The sequence below is a fragment of the Thalassotalea marina genome (genome assembly GCF_014656435.1).
Classification (GTDB): domain Bacteria; phylum Pseudomonadota; class Gammaproteobacteria; order Enterobacterales; family Alteromonadaceae; genus Thalassotalea_C; species Thalassotalea_C marina.
The window spans coordinates 397,350-415,641 of the sequence record NZ_BNCK01000002.1; the positions used below are offsets into that span (position 1 = coordinate 397,350).

Sequence of the window (18,292 nt, forward strand, 5' to 3'; positions counted from 1 at the left end):
AGTATCTGCAGTTACAAGGCTTTTTTAAAGTGAGACAAAACAATTATTAGGGGTTGTAATGTCTCATCCACACCTTCAATCTCGTCGCTTATTTCTTAAATTAACAGCGACCACATCGGGCTTACTTTTTTCAGGGTTGGCGTTCACAGCAGAAAATAGTGCCATTGTGAATCGTCAAAATGATGAAGAAAATGCAGCACAGTTTCCTTTACTAATTTTACATGCCGACAATTCTATTACGGTAATAAACACTCGTGCAGAAATGGGGCAGGGCGTAAGTACTAGTCTTACACAGTTGTTGTTTGAAGATCTCGATGCTGATTGGCAACAGTTAAAGACTGTTGAACAAGGCTGGGCAGATGACACTCGTTTTGGTCATCAAAATACCATAGGGGCCATTTCAAGCCTGATTGCATGGAACTTTCATCGTCAAGTAGGCGCTAAAATTAACCTATTACTTAGAGAAGCGGCATGTAAAGTGTGGAAGTTATCACTGAGCGAGGTAAAAACAAATCAGGGAGTTGTTACCAACTTAAAAACAGGCCAATACCTTACTTATGGACAATTGTCGAAACTGGTGCAAACAGATCTACCCAAAGATAAACTTGCTTTAAAGCAGCCCGCCTCCTTTTCCGTTATCGGTCAGAGTAAACCTCGTGTTGACTTGCTAGAAAAAGTGAATGGCACCGCCATGTTTGGGCTTGATGTCAATCTTCCTCAACTGAAAGTGGCTGTTGTGGCGAGATGTCCGGTATTTGGTGGAAAAGTACAGAGTTTTGACGCGACAGAAGCTGCAAAAATTAAAGGAGTGCAGCAGATTTTTGCTGTGCCATCTGGCGTTGCGGTTGTTGCTGATAATTACTGGCAAGCGATATCGGCAAGAAAATTACTGCAAATAACATGGCAAGAAGGTGATTTTGCAACCGTATCTAGTAACGAAGTGCTAGCAGAGTTTAAACAACTGCTTGATGCACCAGGCAAAGTGGTGAAAGAGCAGGGCGATATTGCATTACTGGATGAAAAGAAAGAGCGAATACTGACGCGAGATTTTGAATTTCCATTAGTTGCGCACATGACCATGGAGCCGATGAACTGTACCGTTTGGTTAAAGGCGGGAAGTTGTGAAATTTGGGCACCAACACAGAATTCACAAGATGCACAAAGCTCAGCGGCAAAAGTATTGTCGTTAGCGAAAGAAAAAGTACGAGTCAATATGACCTATATGGGCGGTGGTTTTGGTCGCAGAGCACAAGACGATTTTATTGTTGAAGCTTGTTATATTGCCAAAAAATTTGCTCATCCAATTAAACTAGTTTGGAGTCGTGAAGATGATATTCAACACGATTTTTATCGACCACTGAATGCCCAGCGTATTTCCGTTCGTTTAGATAATAATAAAATTTACGCTTGGCAACATAAAGTCGCAACCTATTCAACTTCGCCTTATCACTTTAGTTTAAGGGATAGAGGGACGCCTAGTGGGGACTGGGTGGCATATGGTGGTGCAGATTCCAGCCTTTATCAAATTGAAAATTTTCAAACTCAAGTGCACTTACAAGAATCGCCACTGACGGTTGGTATTTTACGAGGTATCAGTCATGGTTATACCCATTTTGCCATTGAAAGTGTTATCGATGAATTGGCTGAACAAGTGGCAGCAGACGCTATTGACTTTAGATTGGCACAGATCACTGAAACTAGAGCAATCAAGGTATTACAGCGCTTACAAACTAGATTGGCAAATGTCGTTTTGCAAGACAATGAGTCACTTGGTGTCGCATTTGGTCATGAAAAAGCGCCGTCTGGTCCGTATCAATATTACAACGCCGTAGCGGCTATCATTGAGCGAACGGCAGAGCGCTATCGTGTGAAGCGTTTAATCGTTTCGTTAGATCATGGGCAAGTGATCAACCCTGATGGACTACTAGCACAGGTACAAGGTTCGGCAGTTTTTGCCGTGAGCATGATGTTTGGTCAAGCAATAACACTAAAAAATGGCCGTATAGAGCAATCAAATTTTCACGACTCGCCAGTGGCACGCATAGCGCAAAGTGTAGAAGTCGATTTGTTGACCTCTGACAGTACTGAATGGCCAATGGGGGTCGGAGAAAAACTTCAAGGCACCATTCAACCTGCTATTGCCAATGCACTTTATCGTGCAACTGGGCAGCGCATTACTTCATTACCTGTTGATTTCTCATCTTTAGGAGCCTAACCACCATGACTAAGTTAAACATCAATGGCAATGATATTCATACTGAATTAAGTGCTGATACACCATTACTTTGGTTATTACGTGATGAACTTAAGCTAACTGCTACTAAATTTGGCTGTGGCTTAGGTCAATGTGGTGCATGTACTGTGCATGTTAACGGGCAAGCAGTTAGGTCATGTATTACTCCTATTGCTTCATTGTCAGGGCAAACAATTGAAACGATGGAGCATGTTAATACAGAACTGATGACAGCATTGAAACGTCAATGGCAAGTTCATAATGTGCCACAATGTGGTTATTGTCAGGTTGGTCAGTTAATGACAGCAAGTAGTTTACTGAATCAAAATCAACAACCTTCAATTCATGAAATAGAACAAGCTATGTCTGGAAATATATGCCGCTGTGGTACTTATGGAAGGATTAAAACGGCTATTTTACAAACTGCCGAGCAACTGGCGACAGAGATAAAATAACTTTCTACAAAGACAAAAAAAGCGCTGGTATCAGCGCTTTTTGTTTAAGACTAAAAGTTAGTCTTCTTGAGCTGGTAAATCAGCATTATGATAAATGTTTTGTACATCATCACAATCTTCTAACATCATCATGAACTTTTCGAAGTTCGCAATATCATCTTCGTTAGTAATTTCAGTGTAGGTTTGTGGAACCCAAGTGATTTCTTCTACTTCCAGTTCATATTCTGGCATTTCATCAGCAAAGATAGTTTTGATTTTGAAAAACTCAGTATGTGGAGCGTAAACAGTAATAATGCCGTCTTCAAGTTCTACATCTGTTACATCAGCTTCAGCCATCATCAATGTTTCAAGTACGGCTTCATCATCTTCACCCTTAAACGAAAATACCGCTTGGTGGTTAAACATGTGAGAAACTGTGCCAGTAGAACCAATTTTTGAGTTGGTTTTAGTAAAACACTGGCGAACATCTTTGATCGTGCGATTGCCGTTATCTGTTAAACAGTCAATGATCACCATACAGTTACCTGGTCCAAAACCTTCGTAACGCGCTTCAGTATAGTCTTCACCACCGGCACCTGTTGCTTTGTCGATAGCTTTGTCAATAACATGACCAGGGACTTGGTCTTTCTTCGCTTTATCAATTAAGCTGCGTAACGCCAAGTTACCGTCTGGGTCAGCGCCACCACTTTTAGCAACTGCATAAATTGCTTTACCATATTTGGAATACACTTTAGTTTTGTGTGCTGCGGTTTTTGCCATAGACAACTTACGGTTTTGGAACGCTCTACCCATGTTCTAACTATCTCTTTGACTCTGAAAAAAATTGGCTAGATTCTAGCAAGCAATTCAGTTGCTTTCTAGTGTTGGTAGGCGATCAATATAAATTCTTGCAGGAATATTGTGTTGAATGTTTCTGGTTGTAATAAAACTGAGTGCACACAATGCGTGCATCAAGGTGGTACCTTTATAAAAGTACCACCGAGACTTTGTTAATGCAGACGATATTTTAGATGTTGTCTTTGAATACGAACTACGTAACTTTGAGCTGATTCCACGTCCCACTGAGCGAAACTTAAATGTCTGAGTTGATGATAAAATAATCCGTGTTTTTTTAGATTGTTCTTTATCAGAATGAACATAGTCTACCTCCAGTAGGTTTAGCTATTGACTTATAACTCGATTTCTTTGTGTTGATATGGCAACTTTATCCGTGCGCTTATCACCTGACAAACGAGATAAATCACTCTGTCGAATGAAATAAATTCAACTATTTGTAAGGCCTTGTTTTATTGGGTTTAAGCCTTGAAGTTGTTAGTGATCCACGATGAAAATAACGCTAAAGCGTTGTCAGATGTCACGGTTTCATGCTGGATCAAATAGTATTTATCATTGGTCGTGAGTTCTTGATCAAACAGCTTGATCAACAGCTGTTCAGCAAACCAGGCCTTACTTATTGGTAAAGGTATAAGTGCAATGCCCATACCTTGTTGTGCAGCTCTGGCAACGCCGAACATGGTATCAAATTGGATAATTTGCTTAGGATCAAAGTTGTGAATATTTACTTTGTCTGCCCATTGATGCCAAGACCAAGGACGCGCTTGGTGCAAAATTAACGGAACGTGATTAAGTGCGTCAAACCCATGATTTACCCATTGACGATATAGTTTTTTATTGCAGGCGGGAGCATAGCGTAATGGAAATAATTCTTTTGCAACTCCTGTATTTGGCACTCCTTTAGAAAGTACGATGGAAAGATCAGTGTTGGACATTAATTTATCTGCTGTTTTTAACGTTTCAAGTTGAAGATCGATATTTGGATGTTCTTTTGTCCAAGAGCTTAACTTCGGAATAAATAGCTCGCTGGCAAAAAACTCTGGCATGGCGATAGTAATGGTTTGATTGGGCCTATTGTTTGTGAAACTTAAAATGGTTGATTCAAGTTCATTTAAAATAGGTTGCATGGCTAAATGAAATTGTTTACCTGCATTGGTCAATTCAATAGCACGGGTATGTCGTTGAAATAACTCAAACCCTAATTGTTCCTCAAGCTGCTTAATTTGGTGACTAACGGCAGAAGGGGTCAAAAAAAGTTGCTCAGCTGCATGTTTAAAACTTAAACATTTTGCTGCTATACAAAATGAGCGCAGTCCTCTAATAGGTGTGTGAATTGGCATAGTGTTTATTAATTAATTAATCCACAATGGATTAGGCAAAGCTTATGCCTAGTATGTAAGTTGTTGTTTATATTGGGCTATAAAGCAATTCTGAGAGTTTTACTTATTATGTTGATTCAGATTGAATCACCCGTTGCACTTAATTAGTGCAAAAAAAAGCGCTGCAAAAGCAGCGCTAGGATATCAAACAAGTGTTTTGTAGAAATCTGGGGAGACTTCAAAACAAGTAAACCATACCGAGATGACAACCAAGTGACAAATGAAATAAATTCGATGAATAAGTGAGTATTTTTCATCTGTTTAACGGAATAGTAAATTCCCTAAATAATTGAACCATAGAATGACTATGTTTAAATTATTTAGCTTATGCTAAGCACGCTAATGTAGTTCTATGTTGGCCGAATAGTTAAAAGATTTGTTATGATGCGCCATGTATTTATAAACACGTAAAATATGCCAGTGAATATTCTAATTGTCAGTGATATTTTTGGTTTAAATGATTCAACAGATTTTATCTCTCAGTTTTTATCCTCTCTTGGGCATATCAAAGTATTTGATCCATATGAAACCCAGAAAATGCACTTTAGTGATGAGCAACAAGCTTATGACTACTTTACTTCAATTGGTGGTGTAAATAACTATGCAGATAAGCTTATTTGCTCATTACAATTAGGTGAAGTGGTTGATTTTGCTATCGGCTTTAGTGTTGGGGGCTCGGCGCTTTGGCAAATTTCAAGTGTAATGCAAAAGCCTTTAATCAAAAGGCAAATGTGTTTTTATCCTAACCAAGTAAGGCACATGACTCACCTATCCCCCCAATGCGCAACAACAGTTTTATTACCTCAGAGTGAGCAACATTTTTGTGTGCAAACATTAGCAAAGAACATACAAAACAAGGCGTTAGTTGATGTAAGCTTTGTGGAAGCCTTACATGGCTTTATGAATGAAAGCTCGCAATACTTTAACGCAGTAGCTCGTCAAGCTTGGTTAGATAAAATCAAAGATACCGTACAAGGTAAAAATTAATAGTTTACTTTGCCGCGCAATACTTTGGTATTACCACGTTTACTTTTACTGTCCATGCGCTTGGTTTGAGAGCTTTTAGTTGGTTTGGTGGCGCGTCTCTTTTTTTGCACCACCATCGCAGATAAAATAAGCTCTTTGAGTCTGTCTAACGCATCTTGTTTGTTTTTTTCTTGTGTTCTAAATGACTGTGCTTTAATGACGATAACACCATCTGAGCTAATTCTCGCGTCTGACAATGCCAACAGTTTTTCTTTATAAACTGCAGGCAAAGAAGAACGTTTGATATCGAATCTTAAGTGAATTGCAGTGGCCACCTTATTTACATTTTGGCCGCCACTGCCTTGAGAGCGAATCGCGTTTAGCTCAATTTCCCATTCAGCTAATTCAACCGTGTTTGAAATTTTGAGCATAAGCGCTGTTTACCGTATTTTTTCTCTAGTTTAATAATAGGTTATTAGTTAGCTTTTGTTTCTTCGAAGGCATCAACGACTTCTTGCTGTTCTATAGAAACTTCTTGATCTTGAGCATGTTTGACTCCGGCGGCAATACCGATAGAAAGGCCAAAACTGAAAACAAAAAGTAGCATTGCGAGAATATAGCTAACCAAAGATCTAACAAGGTTTGGCAGCCATTTTCCATCAAAAAATGTGGTATATGCGTATATGCAGAAAACAAAACCAATGAGTGTAGTAACAGCTATGCCACTAGGGGTGTTATACCAACCAAGTCCAACGAGTATTGCTGTCACCCAGGTAATATGTGCACTTGGCAAAATAGCTAAAATATAAAGTTCAAAAATATTAAAATCCTGTTTTCGAAAAAATATCCGTAACACCAATGCAAATACTGCCGCATAAAAAAACACGATAAAAAATTGAGAGCTATCGATTAAGTTTCGAAGTGTTGCGCTAAACTGCTTGTCATCTTCACTTTTCGTTGACGAAATTTCACCGAATGCTTGAAAGTCCGACAATGAGTTATTTGTGAATGCGGAAATAAATACGGTCACAGTAACAACCCATAAAGCATACTTTATTGGATTAAAATAGCGCTCTCGTTTACCTTCAACATAATCACGACACACTTTACCTGGGGCAATAGTCAACATTTTAAAGGTATGTAGAAAGGGCGACCTAAACTCAAGCAGCCCCATTTGTATGGTTCTCATAAGCTCTTTAAAGGTAATTCTTACCGCTTTAGGTTGACCACAATGCCCACAAAATGGGGTAGTTAATGGTTCGTCACAATTTTTACAGCTTGTTTGATTGTTAAAATCCATAATACAACAATAAGTTAATACAAAATTAGTGGGGCGAATTCTCGCTAACTGATTAAATTGTGTCAAAACTATTTGTAAATAAAATGTTGAAAAGAACAAAAAGTGAGCTGAATTGCGGTGGAATTAAAAAATGTGACTATAATTTTTAAAGTTACGTTTTTATGACAAGAAGTCACCATCTGCAAGGAGCGCTTATGTCTATTCGAACTGCTTTTTTATCTATCTCTTTTCTAGTGTTTATCGCCATGGCTGCAATGTCTATCATGTTATGGCAAACCAGTAACAAAATTGCCGACTTAGGCCACCAGTACGCAGACTCTAAGGCTATTATGAATGACATGCTGATGTTAAGGCGTCATGAAAAGGATTTTTTACTGCGTAAAGAAGAAAAGTATGTCGAAAAATTTAATCAACGCTTAGAGGATATGCGCGGTAATATTTTGCGCTTATCTTCACAGCTTAAATATGCCCCCGAGCTCCAATTAGCCTTATCTGAATCGCTAAATTTACTCAATAATTACCAGCTAAAACTAGAACAGTTAGTTGAACTTGATAGAACTATTGGTTTTACCGGTAAAGAAGGATTACGGGCACAATTAAACCAAGCGGAATTAGACTTGCACCAAGGGGTTTTAGAGAGTAACGACAAACATGCTTTGGCTAATATTTTACGTGTTGTGTTGTTAGAAAACGACTTTCAATCTGATTATGACCTAACAGTTAAATCGTTAGTGCACCAAGAAATAACAGGGGCACAAAACTATTTTCGTCAGGTTAATCACAGTATGGTACCCAAGGTTGAGCAATTTGAAACAGTTGCAGCAAAGCTTACTCAGGCTCTTATCGACCGTGGCCTAGATCAAAACTTGGGTAAGCGTGGAGAATTGCGCCAAAGTATTCATGAAGTTGAAGCTCGCATGTTGGAGGTTAGTGGTAACTTGTCAAACACTATAGAGTCATCATTAATCAGCTCTCAAAAGCAAGGTGTTTCCATGGCGATTTTTCTCACGGGGTTAATAGCTTCTGTACTGCTGTGGCAAACGTTTCGTTTATTGCGAAGATAAAGTGTAACGAACAATAAAATGCACGATATTAGCCATGGTGGTGGCGACTTAACTAAACATTTAGAAGTTGGAGGAGAAGACGAAGTCAGTGAACTGGCACATTCGGTCAATGAATTTATCGATACTACGGCTGGTTTAGTGCGCGAAATTAAAGAAAAAGGTAGCCATGTGGAAGAGGGCGCACATCATTCATTGGAGCTTAACCGTCGCTCGATGGAAGCCGTAGAAGATCAACGCAACAATACATTAGCGGTTAATCAAGCCGTTCATGAGCTAGTGCAATCTGTCACTTTAATTGCCGACAGTTCAGTGTCGGTGCAAAACAGTATTAGTCACGCCGACAAAGAAATGCAAAACGGTGAAAGCCTGATGACAAATGCGTCAGATCAGATGACAACATTGCGCTCTCAAATTCAAGAAAACTCTGAACTAATGAACCAATTATGTGAGTCAAGCAATGAGATTGGTAATGTTACTAGTGTTATTCGCGCCATTACCGAACAAACCAATTTGCTTGCACTAAATGCCGCTATTGAGGCTGCGCGCGCTGGTGAAAGTGGTCGAGGGTTTGCAGTGGTTGCAGATGAAGTGCGCTCGTTAGCACAACGCACACAGGCAAGCACGGTAGAAATTGAACGTATGATCCAAGAGTTGCAGCTCAAAGTGAGAGATTCTGAAGCAAAAATGCTCGAAAGTGCTGATATGAGTCAGGTGACAACCGACAAAATTGTATCAGCGACACACTCTATTCACGAAAATAGAAAAGCAATGAATGAAGTGAGACAAATGATCGAACAGATTGCCGGAGCTACGGAGGAACAGCGCCATACGGTACAAAATGTTGAAGATGCTACACGCAATATTTTAGTTGCCGCAGAGCAGCTGTTAGTTGACTCCAGCGAAAATTGCCGCAATTGTGAGTCATTAGAGAAAGACGCACACCAAATGCGTGAAGATGTGGAAAAATTTGTTGTCTAGTTAACCTCAGCTTCGACCTAGAAATATAAGAGACTGCTAACTTATTGTTTTCTTTGATTTAGCACTATTTCTTATACAAACCTCAGGTTAGTTAACCTCATCGCTGCAGTTTAATATGTGTTGCAGCGATGAAGATGTTTTTGTTTAATCTGATAAATAATACTCAACCGTAGAAACTACACGGATCTTTTTAATATGGGGGTTATTTTTATCACGTGCTGATATTGAAAATTGCCCCTGAGATGCTCGCTTTATTTTGCCTAAACTACTGCTAGAATCTTCGGCGAATTTATTGGCAACCTCTCGTGCATTCTTAGTGGCTTCTTCCACCATTTCAGGTTTTATTTTATTGAGGTTCGCATAGATGTATTCCGTTTGAGATTGGTAGTCGCCAGCTGTTAACACTATGCCTTGTTTGCCCAGCTCAGACAATTTACTCATTACCTGTCTAACCAGTTCTATCTCTTTTGAATACACAGTAACATTTTGCCTTGCGGTATAACGAAACTCCGCTCTACCTTCATTACCCCATTGTTGTGCAGATTTATCAGTAATAGAAGGGGAGGCAAATGAGATGTCCTTTTGATTGATACCATTGGTTTCTAAAAAGCTGCTAATGCTTTTTGCGTTGGCATCCAAAGATTCGTATAACTGTTTAAGGTCATTACTGGCAGCACTGAATTGAATTGGCCAGATAACGAGATCTGCTAAAACTTCTCTTTCTGAAAGCCCTTTAACCGTAACGGTTCGTTCATATTCCTTTATAGAAATAGCGGCTTTTGACAGGACAACTCCTAGAAGGGTAAGACCTAAAAATATACCTAAAGCTAAAAACAGGTTATTGCCTGATTTTTGATTCATTGTTTTTCCTATTAATGGTGCGTTGCTGTTTATTTTGCGCTGTTAAGTATTAACCTTGCCTTAATCCATGAAGCTTGTGAAGCGCCGGTAATCAGCTTTTGTAATTCACTGCCGTCATGATTCATTTTGTATATGTCGGAAAATTGATTTGGCACATTTGAAGTAAATACAATTTCTTCACCATTTGAAGACCAAGATGGGTTCCAGTCGTCAACATTGTTATTGGTCAGACGTTTTTGGTTAGTACCGTCTATGTTCATGGTATAAATTTCTCTGTTACCATCCCTATTAGACATAAACACAATTTTTTGTTCGTTAGGTGAAATATCGGGATACCAATTTTCGGCGTCATTATGGGTTATTTGGACTAAATTAGAGCCGTCGCGGTTTGCGATATAAATGGCGCTAGTTTTATCCTGAGTAAAAAATAATATTCTATTTTTAGAGATGAATTTAGGCCCTAAACCTCGAAGCGATTTTACTTGGTGTGTATTCGAGCCATCCGCAGCAGCAAGCCAAATTTCATTTTGCCACTCACCTTGCTCATTTTTGTATTCTCGAGCAAAAGTAATGTTTTGACTATCAGCAGACCAAGATGGAGCGCTGTCCCAAACGTTTGGTGTATTTGTAATTCGGCGAATGCCTGAGCCATCGAGATTAATAATATGGATAGACCAAGTTTTGTTGTTATCGTATTTACCATAGAAAGCCATTTTTGTTCCATCTGGAGAAACCGATGGGTAACCTTCTATTTTGATCAGGTTGGTCACTTGTTTGGCGTAGTTACCATCTGCATCAGCAAAATGAATGTGGCGTTCGTCATTGTTTTTGTATGAGAACGCGATGGAATAAGCAGAATCTTGGGGGGGAGGGGATAGTTGACATCCGGATAACACAACAGTCGATGATAAAAGTATACCTGCTAAAATCTCTCTTCGTTTCACGTCTAATTTATCCTAATGCTGATTTTGATGTCGAATATCATTACGATAAACTAAATGATAAATAAACCAAAAGAGATAAATGTAACATAACGCTTAAAAAGCCTATTGCACTTAAAATAACGTTTAAATGCAATAAGGGAAAACTGGATTAGTTTTTTACGAACACTACATTATCGTATGTTAGGCCAGTGACTTGTTGATTATTGACCGAGAATTGAATAATTTCGCCGTTATTAGGAATAAGCTCAACTCGCATTGTGTCAGGTTTGGTATAAGCCGTTGCGATTGTTGACAGGTGACCCCAAGAAACATTTAGGCTGTTATTATCATCTTTTGTAATTAGCACTTCACCCAATAGTGGATGTTTGTAGCTTCCTGTATAGCTGTGTTTTTCTAATGATAATTGCCACTTTCTTTCAGCCAATTTTTTTTGTTGCTTTGCTAATTGCAGTGAAAGCTGATTAAGTTTGTTTCTTAATGTGTTAGCCTCTGCTTTTGCGGTAATGTTAGCGTTTTTGTCATCTAGTAACAGGCTATAAATTTGCTTCGCAATAATGCCTGTGAATTTTGAACTCAACATATCTTCGTTATTTAAAATGACCACACCAATGTTTTTTTCTGGCATAAAAGACAAGTGCGAATGAGTACCTGCATAGCCGCCAAAATGATGATACAAAGTTTCATTCAAATATGGCCCTACATACCAACCCCATGCATATTGCTCACGTTTAAATTCACCGTAACTTTTATTAAGTGATGCTAATGGCTGTTGTGATTTTTTGATGACTTCAACAGGGAACACTTGTTTTCCGTTAACTTTGCCTTGATTAAGCTGAGCAATTAAAAAAGAAGCCATGTCCTTTGCTGAGCTGACCATCCCGCCGGCAGAATGCATCGTGTCGTTGTATTTTGATAAATACAGTGGTTCCTGTTCAGGCTTTGATATGGAATATGGTTTTGTTTTCTGCCAGTGTTTTTTATCGATATCTGATATAAATGCCGAAGTATGTGCCAGTGAAAGTGGCTGAAAAACAGTTTTATCTAACAGTGTTTGCCAAGGCATTTGCTCCGTCTGGTCTACCCAAACACTCAAAATATTGTAGCCAACATTGGAATAGTCAAATGTGCCTAGTGGCGCTTGACTGTTAGGGTAACTATTTGCAACTAGCTGTTGGCGCTCTGTTAAACTATGACCACCTCGATATGCACTGATCATGGCAAGTGGGCTGTTATCAATTCCCATGGTATGTGATAACAAGTGTTTTACCGTCACTTGCTTAGCATCGATATTGGCGAAGTTTAGTTTTGGAAATAAAGTTGCCATTGTTGTGGATTCGTCGATTTGGCCTTGCTGCTCTTTTAATAACATTGATAAAGCAAAATAAGGTTTGGTAATTGAGGCGATATAAAAAGGCGTGGCGGCATTTACTTCTGTTTTGTTTTCTATGTCACTATAACCAAAATAGCCTTGGTAAATTATTTCGTCACCTTTAACTACTGCGATAGCTGTACCGTAAGGAAAGTTGGTTTGCTGCTTCATGTCGTTAACTAAGTTAGTCACTTCGCTAAAGTCTGTTGCATTACTTGTTGTCATACCAGCGGCAAAACAAAGTGCCGTAAATGTTTTTATCACTTTCATATGTTCCCCTGACGTATATTTTTATATTGGTTGTAATATTGTTGAAATACTTGGTTTTCTGTAGAAATTGGGTGCAGATGTGCTGTTTGATCGAGAAGCTTTTGTACTCCTTGATAGTCTTTATTGGGCATTAATTGTTTAACACCGGTTAAGACAATTTCATAAAGTAAACCACTGTATATATTGAACGCCATTAATACACTATTTGAGCGGTAGGCTTGAACAACATGATGTCCATCTAAGGTTATATTAGCCATCACCATGGCGTTACCATCAGCGGCAAAAGTAAATGCTGTGTCATTAGTTTTTGCGAAAATTTCTTCTCCATTTTCCCTTAACATGATGTTGACCCCTTTTAAGTCACTTGGCTGATATAGTTTTAGCCAAATTTCCACTCCGCGATTGGCTGCTGCTTCAAGTGCGGCCTTAAACCAATTCAGTGCTCTAGGATCAATATCTGCTAATAAGGTGTGTTGTGCGTTGTTGATTAACGCCAGTGTTTGGGCTTTTACTTGCTCTGCTTGCTCTATTTGAAATACTTGCTCATGTTGATCATCATGTGGTTTAAAGTTTTCTAAGTTTTTAGCTAAAGTCTGCCAAGTATCATCAAACTGTTTTTTACGGCGCTCTAATAATTGTTGCCAATGCACAGCAATACAGCGTTTTTTATTACTTATCGAATACTCAATTGCACCTTTTAGGCTCAATGCTTCAATGGCCTTATAAACATTGGCTGCTGCTTTATTAATGCCTTTGGCAATGGCGTAACCTGTCTGCTCACCATAAACAAGTAAATATAAATAGATTTCAGCTTCGAGTGAGTTAAAGCCCATTTCAATCAGTTGCTGTGTTATTTCTTGTCGTTTTTCCATATTGATACTTTATTAGTAGCTGTAACTACTAATATGTGGTTTTGTTTAAATTTTAGCAATTAACTATTTGTAAATGAGTGTGACAAATCAAAGAGCACTCGCAATTGAGCCTTTGTTTATGCATGCTTTAGGCGGAAGATTTTTAAAAATGAATTTACAAGATGAACTTGTACATAATGGATGTTGTCAATTAACCTTGTGTTTGTAATAGATTTGTTAAACGACTGACTAATAAAAATAATCATAAGCAACGTTTGCTTATTACTTAATAATAAAAATAACGCAGGAAGGAATAACATGCTAAAAATTAAAAATTTATCCAAAACCTACGACAATGGTGTGCATGCACTCAATAACGTCAACTTAGATATTCCCAAAGGAATGTTTGGACTATTGGGTCCTAATGGTGCAGGAAAATCATCATTAATGCGCACTATTTCTACTCTACAAGATGCTGATTCTGGCTCTGTTGAATTTGACGGCATTGATGTATTTGCCGATCCCCAAGCGATGAGACAGCGCCTAGGTTATTTACCTCAAGACTTTGGCGTTTACCCAAGGATCAGTGCTTATGACTTGTTAGAGCATATGGCCATTTTGAAAGGTATTGATAATAAGGCTGAACGCAAAGAAGCTGTTGAAGGATTGTTAGCGCATACTAATTTGTATCAACATCGCAATAAGGCGGTAAGTGGCTTTTCTGGTGGTATGCGTCAGCGCTTTGGTATTGCACAAGCATTATTAGGTGACCCTGATTTATTAGTTGTTGATGAGCCAACAGCAGGGTTAGATCCTGAAGAAAGAAACCGCTTTCATAACTTGTTAGTGAGTCTTGGTGAAGAAAAGGTCATTATTTTATCCACACATATTGTTGAAGATGTCTCAGAGCTATGTCCAAACATGGCGGTACTCGCTTCGGGACAGATTTTACTTCAAGGCAACCCCATCCTGTTAACACAGCAATTAAATGGTCAAATATGGCGTAAAACAGTTTCACAACAAGAAGCCGTTGAAATTGAACAAAATATGCCAGTTATTTCTAAGCGTTTGTTTGCTGGCCAAACCATAATTCATGTCATGGCAGAGCAGGCGCCAGAAGGATTTGAAACCGCCCCGGCTAATTTAGAAGACGTGTATTTTTCTACACTACATTCACATCGCTCAGCAGCATAAGGAGTGATCTGATGTTAGGTAAAATGTTTTTATTTGAATGGCGATATTTTATTCGTCAACCGTCGTTTTATGTTACGAGTACTATATTCTTTTTGTTAACCTTTTTTGCCACGGTAAGTGAAAACGTGCAAATAGGTGGCGGTGGAAATGTGCTATATAACGGCCCCTATTCGATTGCACAAACCCTTTGTATTATGGGGCTTTTTGCGATGTTTTTGGTGGTGAACTTTGTCGCAAGTACAGCAACAAGGAATGACACCTCTAAAATGGCGGAAATTTTATACAGTAAACCGATCAATCCGCTTAGTTATCAGTTGGGGCGTTTTTTAGGCTCCTTTGCCATGGTTGCTACCGTCTTTGCCTTTGTACCTCTGGGTATATTAGTCGGGACTGTTATTGGTGGATTACTCGGATGGGTTGATGCTGAGCGCTTAGGGCCAACAAACTTTACATATTATTTTACTGCTTACTTCTATTTAGCATTGCCAACACTACTGGTGTTGTCTTGTATGTTTTATGCGGTCGCTATTCGCTTTCGCAGTATGATGGCGGTTTATCTCGTTGCGGTTGGTTTCTTTATTCTTTACACGGTGGCGGGACAGTTATTTTCTGATCCGGAATATCGTACTATCGTCGCATTATCAGATCCTTTTGCTTTAAATACTTTTGGTGAAGTGACACGTTACTGGACGATGTTTGACAAAAACAATACCCCAGTAGCTTTAGAAGGTATTTTGCTGCAAAACCGCATTATTTGGTTGTTTGCAGCGGTTGTTATCATGGTGTTATTTGGTGGTTTTTCTCAAAAGGTAAAACTAAATCATCCCAAAGCATCTAAAAAAGAGCGACAAAAGCTAAGCAGTAACGGCGATGAAAAGTTAGCAAATAATATTCAATACAAATCAAGTGGTATTAAAACGGGTGCACATTTATTAATGCGCATTAAGTTTGAAATAAAGCAGGTTATATTTAGTGCGCCGTTTTTAGTGCTAGGTGCTTTGACTATTTTTGCGTTAGTTGCACCATTAATTGATCCTCGTGCCATGTTTGGTACACCTAATTGGCCAATTACCCAAAGTATGGTGTCATTGGTATTCTCTTCTACAAGCACGCTAATTTTAATCGTGTTGGCGTATTACAGCGCAGAGATTGTTTGGCGTGAGCGCAACTCTGGTATGGGAGATATAGTTGATTCAATGCCGGTTAATAACATAACGTTTTGGTTATCAAAACTTGTTGCCATTAGCTTAGTTATCGCATTGCTTTATGTGTTTGGCACCTGTGTTACGGTAATGAATCAATTAATTCGAGGTTATGACAACTTAGAGTTATCGCAATACTTTATTCGCTTAGGTTACGTTAATTTAGTGCCTATGATCATGACAGCGGTATTAGCTTTCTTTTTACAAGTGATCAGTCCTAATAAGTACGCCGGTATGATGCTGTTTGTTCTTTACATCATATCAACGATAGTACTGAGTAATTTTGGCTTTAGTCACAATATGTTCCAGTTCTCTGGTGCACCAACTGTTCAATACACTGACATCAACACTTATGGCAACTTTTTAACCGCTCATTCTTGGTACATGTTGTATTGGTTAGGTATGTCGATTGTATTGTCAGCACTAACTTATGCTTTATGGCATAGAGGACCGGCTAAATCATTAAAAGCACGTGTTAATACGCTTGGTTACTACTTAGGTAAAACCGGCAAAATAGCCGTTGCATTGGGTGTAGGTATTTTTGTCATTGCTGGTAGTTATATACATTACAACACGCGAGTGCTAAATGAATATGTTATTCAAGATGATATTGAAGACAGACGGGCAGATTACGAAAAAAGCTACGTACAATATAAAAACGACCAATTGCCGACAATAACTCAAACTCACGCAAAAGTAGATATCTACCCAAGCGCACGTCGTATTGAGGCCGTTGCGGAAATTACCATTGAAAATAAATCTGATCAGCCAATTACTCGATTCCTAGTGTCTCAACCGAATTATACTCCTGAGTGGGGAGTTGAAATTGAAGGTGGAAAAGTTAGTGAGTTTGATGAAACTTACAACACAGGTTGGTTCGTTTTTGATGAGCCTTTGCAGCCGGGTGAACAGCGCACAGGTAAATTGATCGCCAAGCGAGTTCACCAAGGATTTACTGACGGTAATTATGACTATTCGTTAGTGGAAAATGGTACTTTTATCAATAATTTTGATTTATTCCCTGTGTTTGGTTATCGAGAAGACTGGCAATTGTCTGATCGTCACGAAAGGCGTAAACGTGAACTTGAACCTTTGCAGCGCGCTAACAAGCTTGAAGAGTCTCAATTTTACAATGAAAGCTTTTTTGGCAAAGGGATTGGCTTTATCAACTTTGAAGCAACTATCTCAACCAGTGAAGATCAATTTGCCATTGCACCTGGCTACATTCAAAGTGAAAAAGTAGAAAATGGTCGTCGTATTTACCATTACAAAATGGACGCGCCTATGGTGAATTTCTACTCTATTATGTCGGCACGTTTAGAGTCTAAAAAAGAGACTTATAAAGGCATTAATATTGAGGTTTACTACCATAAAGATCATTTTATGAACGTAGACCGCATGATTGAATCTGTGCGTGATTCTATCGATTATTTCAGTAAAGTATTTGGTCCATACCAGCATCAACAAATGCGTATTATCGAGTTCCCTGGATATCGAAGTTTTGCACAAAGTTTCGCAAACACTGTGCCATATTCAGAAAGAATTGGATTTATAACGGATCTAAGGGATCCTGAAAATATCGACCCTGTTTATTACGTTACTGCTCATGAAGTGGCTCATCAATGGTGGGGACATCAAGTAGGTGCTGCCAATGTTCAAGGCAGTGCTATAATCTCTGAAACCTTGTCTCAGTATGCTGCGCTTATGGTCATGGAGAAAAAGTACGGCCCTGAAAAAATCCGTAAGTTTCTAAAATATGAATTAGATTCATACTTACGTGGCCGCAGCGTTGAAAGGCTTGAAGAAATGCCTCTGTATCGCAGTGAAAATCAGGCCTACATTCACTATCGAAAAGGCTCTGTGGTGATGATGGCGATAAAAGACCGTATTGGAGAAAACAGGTTAAACAAAGCATTATCTGATTTTCTTGATGCGTATAAATATCAAAGTACACCGTATCCAACAACTCGTGATTTAATGGCGTACCTCAATCAAGATACCAATGAGCAAGAGCAAGCTTTTATCAGTAACTTGTTTGAACACATTACCTTGTATGACTTAAAAACAAGGCTTGTTGAAGTCAACGAGCGTGAAGATGGTCAATTTGATGTAGTAATTACAGTGGATGCCGCCTTAAAACGTGCTGATGGCCAAGGACAAGAAACTGATGAAGACTTTGTTGAAATGATTGATATCGGTTTGTTCAGTGACGATCCAGAAGATCTTTCAGCAGATAATTTAGTGCAATACTTACAAAAGCATGAGATTAAATCTGGCGAAAATGTCATCACACTTGTGGTTAAGGAAAAACCTAAATATGTGGGGGTAGATCCTTTTGTGAAGTTAATTGACCGCGATAGTGCCGATAATATTTATCGACTATAAACAAGAT

Annotated in this window: 15 protein-coding genes; 7 read left to right on the forward strand and 8 right to left on the reverse strand. The window is 38.8% G+C overall.

Annotation, left to right across the window (positions count from 1 at the left end):
* The first annotated feature begins 58 nt into the window (after positions 1 to 58).
* Together IE199_RS05065 and IE199_RS05070 are read left to right on the forward strand one after the other, a co-directional pair.
* The gene (locus IE199_RS05065; protein ID WP_189767920.1) at positions 59 to 2,215 is read left to right on the forward strand and encodes a xanthine dehydrogenase family protein molybdopterin-binding subunit; all 2,157 of its coding nucleotides are present in this window, start codon (positions 59 to 61) and stop codon (positions 2,213 to 2,215) included.
* A 5-nt stretch (positions 2,216 to 2,220) separates the two neighbouring features.
* Complete coding sequence (locus tag IE199_RS05070; protein ID WP_189767922.1) at positions 2,221 to 2,688, forward strand: (2Fe-2S)-binding protein; 468 nt, start codon at positions 2,221 to 2,223, stop codon at positions 2,686 to 2,688.
* Positions 2,689 to 2,745: 57 nt separating this feature from the next.
* On the opposite strand, the gene IE199_RS05075 is transcribed toward IE199_RS05070, so the two are convergent.
* Positions 2,746 to 3,480 (reverse strand): YebC/PmpR family DNA-binding transcriptional regulator, encoded by a 735-nt coding sequence (locus IE199_RS05075; protein WP_189767924.1) that lies wholly within the window; start codon positions 3,478 to 3,480, stop codon positions 2,746 to 2,748.
* Positions 3,481 to 3,983: 503 nt separating this feature from the next.
* Positions 3,984 to 4,856 carry a LysR family transcriptional regulator gene (locus IE199_RS05080; protein ID WP_189768373.1) on the reverse strand — a complete coding sequence of 291 codons (873 nt, stop codon included), beginning with the start codon at positions 4,854 to 4,856 and terminating at the stop codon, positions 3,984 to 3,986.
* A gap of 459 nt (positions 4,857 to 5,315) precedes the next feature.
* Here IE199_RS05080 and IE199_RS05085 point away from each other — a divergent pair, with 459 nt between their 5' ends.
* Positions 5,316 to 5,888 carry a dienelactone hydrolase family protein gene (locus tag IE199_RS05085; RefSeq protein WP_189767926.1) on the forward strand — a complete coding sequence of 191 codons (573 nt, stop codon included), beginning with the start codon at positions 5,316 to 5,318 and terminating at the stop codon, positions 5,886 to 5,888.
* Here IE199_RS05085 and arfB read toward each other — a convergent pair.
* Both arfB and IE199_RS05095 read right to left on the reverse strand, forming a co-directional pair.
* Positions 5,885 to 6,298: an alternative ribosome rescue aminoacyl-tRNA hydrolase ArfB gene (gene arfB, locus IE199_RS05090; protein ID WP_189767928.1), complete on the reverse strand. Its 414-nt coding sequence runs from the start codon at positions 6,296 to 6,298 to the stop codon at positions 5,885 to 5,887. The genes IE199_RS05085 and arfB overlap by 4 nt on opposite strands.
* Before the next feature lie 44 nt (positions 6,299 to 6,342).
* Positions 6,343 to 7,167: a DUF3667 domain-containing protein gene (locus IE199_RS05095; protein WP_189767930.1), complete on the reverse strand. Its 825-nt coding sequence runs from the start codon at positions 7,165 to 7,167 to the stop codon at positions 6,343 to 6,345.
* Between the two features lie 194 nt (positions 7,168 to 7,361).
* On the opposite strand from IE199_RS05095, the gene IE199_RS21915 reads away from it, so the two are divergent.
* Together IE199_RS21915 and IE199_RS21920 are read left to right on the forward strand one after the other, a co-directional pair.
* A complete protein-coding gene (locus IE199_RS21915) occupies positions 7,362 to 8,231 on the forward strand; it encodes a hypothetical protein (RefSeq protein ID WP_189767931.1) in 870 nt (289 codons plus the stop codon).
* Positions 8,232 to 8,249: 18 nt separating this feature from the next.
* The gene (locus IE199_RS21920) at positions 8,250 to 9,209 is read left to right on the forward strand and encodes a methyl-accepting chemotaxis protein (protein ID WP_189767933.1); all 960 of its coding nucleotides are present in this window, start codon (positions 8,250 to 8,252) and stop codon (positions 9,207 to 9,209) included.
* 144 nt (positions 9,210 to 9,353) lie between these two features.
* Here the strand turns inward: IE199_RS21920 and IE199_RS05110 are convergent, their stop codons facing one another.
* The 4 genes from IE199_RS05110 to IE199_RS05125 form a co-directional block, all read right to left on the reverse strand.
* Positions 9,354 to 10,070: an SIMPL domain-containing protein gene (locus tag IE199_RS05110; RefSeq protein WP_189767935.1), complete on the reverse strand. Its 717-nt coding sequence runs from the start codon at positions 10,068 to 10,070 to the stop codon at positions 9,354 to 9,356.
* Between the two features lie 29 nt (positions 10,071 to 10,099).
* Positions 10,100 to 11,014, reverse strand: a complete 915-nt coding sequence (locus IE199_RS05115) for a DUF5050 domain-containing protein (RefSeq protein ID WP_189767937.1) — start codon at positions 11,012 to 11,014, stop codon at positions 10,100 to 10,102.
* A gap of 148 nt (positions 11,015 to 11,162) precedes the next feature.
* A complete protein-coding gene (locus tag IE199_RS05120) occupies positions 11,163 to 12,653 on the reverse strand; it encodes a serine hydrolase domain-containing protein (protein WP_189767938.1) in 1,491 nt (496 codons plus the stop codon).
* Positions 12,650 to 13,525 carry a TrmB family transcriptional regulator gene (locus IE199_RS05125; protein ID WP_189767941.1) on the reverse strand — a complete coding sequence of 292 codons (876 nt, stop codon included), beginning with the start codon at positions 13,523 to 13,525 and terminating at the stop codon, positions 12,650 to 12,652. The genes IE199_RS05120 and IE199_RS05125 overlap by 4 nt, the downstream gene beginning before the upstream one ends.
* Before the next feature lie 297 nt (positions 13,526 to 13,822).
* On the opposite strand from IE199_RS05125, the gene IE199_RS05130 reads away from it, so the two are divergent.
* Both IE199_RS05130 and IE199_RS05135 read left to right on the forward strand, forming a co-directional pair.
* Entirely contained in the window at positions 13,823 to 14,698 is an 876-nt protein-coding gene (locus IE199_RS05130; RefSeq protein WP_189767942.1) for an ABC transporter ATP-binding protein, read from the forward strand.
* Positions 14,699 to 14,709: 11 nt separating this feature from the next.
* Positions 14,710 to 18,285 (forward strand): ABC transporter permease/M1 family aminopeptidase, encoded by a 3,576-nt coding sequence (locus IE199_RS05135; protein WP_189767944.1) that lies wholly within the window; start codon positions 14,710 to 14,712, stop codon positions 18,283 to 18,285.
* Positions 18,286 to 18,292 lie beyond the last annotated feature (7 nt).

Excerpts from the sequence above, each read along its gene's own strand:
- IE199_RS05065 (WP_189767920.1), top strand. The coding sequence starts at position 59 with ATGTCTCATCCACACCTTCAATCTCGTCGCTTATTTCTTAAATTAACA.
- IE199_RS05070 (WP_189767922.1), top strand. The coding sequence starts at position 2,221 with ATGACTAAGTTAAACATCAATGGCAATGATATTCATACTGAATTAAGT.
- IE199_RS05075 (WP_189767924.1), bottom strand. The coding sequence starts at position 3,480 with ATGGGTAGAGCGTTCCAAAACCGTAAGTTGTCTATGGCAAAAACCGCA.
- IE199_RS05085 (WP_189767926.1), top strand. The coding sequence starts at position 5,316 with ATGCCAGTGAATATTCTAATTGTCAGTGATATTTTTGGTTTAAATGAT.
- arfB (WP_189767928.1), bottom strand. The coding sequence starts at position 6,298 with ATGCTCAAAATTTCAAACACGGTTGAATTAGCTGAATGGGAAATTGAG.
- IE199_RS05095 (WP_189767930.1), bottom strand. The coding sequence starts at position 7,167 with ATGGATTTTAACAATCAAACAAGCTGTAAAAATTGTGACGAACCATTA.
- IE199_RS21915 (WP_189767931.1), top strand. The coding sequence starts at position 7,362 with ATGTCTATTCGAACTGCTTTTTTATCTATCTCTTTTCTAGTGTTTATC.
- IE199_RS21920 (WP_189767933.1), top strand. The coding sequence starts at position 8,250 with ATGCACGATATTAGCCATGGTGGTGGCGACTTAACTAAACATTTAGAA.
- IE199_RS05110 (WP_189767935.1), bottom strand. The coding sequence starts at position 10,070 with ATGAATCAAAAATCAGGCAATAACCTGTTTTTAGCTTTAGGTATATTT.
- IE199_RS05120 (WP_189767938.1), bottom strand. The coding sequence starts at position 12,653 with ATGAAAGTGATAAAAACATTTACGGCACTTTGTTTTGCCGCTGGTATG.
- IE199_RS05125 (WP_189767941.1), bottom strand. The coding sequence starts at position 13,525 with ATGGAAAAACGACAAGAAATAACACAGCAACTGATTGAAATGGGCTTT.
- IE199_RS05130 (WP_189767942.1), top strand. The coding sequence starts at position 13,823 with ATGCTAAAAATTAAAAATTTATCCAAAACCTACGACAATGGTGTGCAT.
- IE199_RS05135 (WP_189767944.1), top strand. The coding sequence starts at position 14,710 with ATGTTAGGTAAAATGTTTTTATTTGAATGGCGATATTTTATTCGTCAA.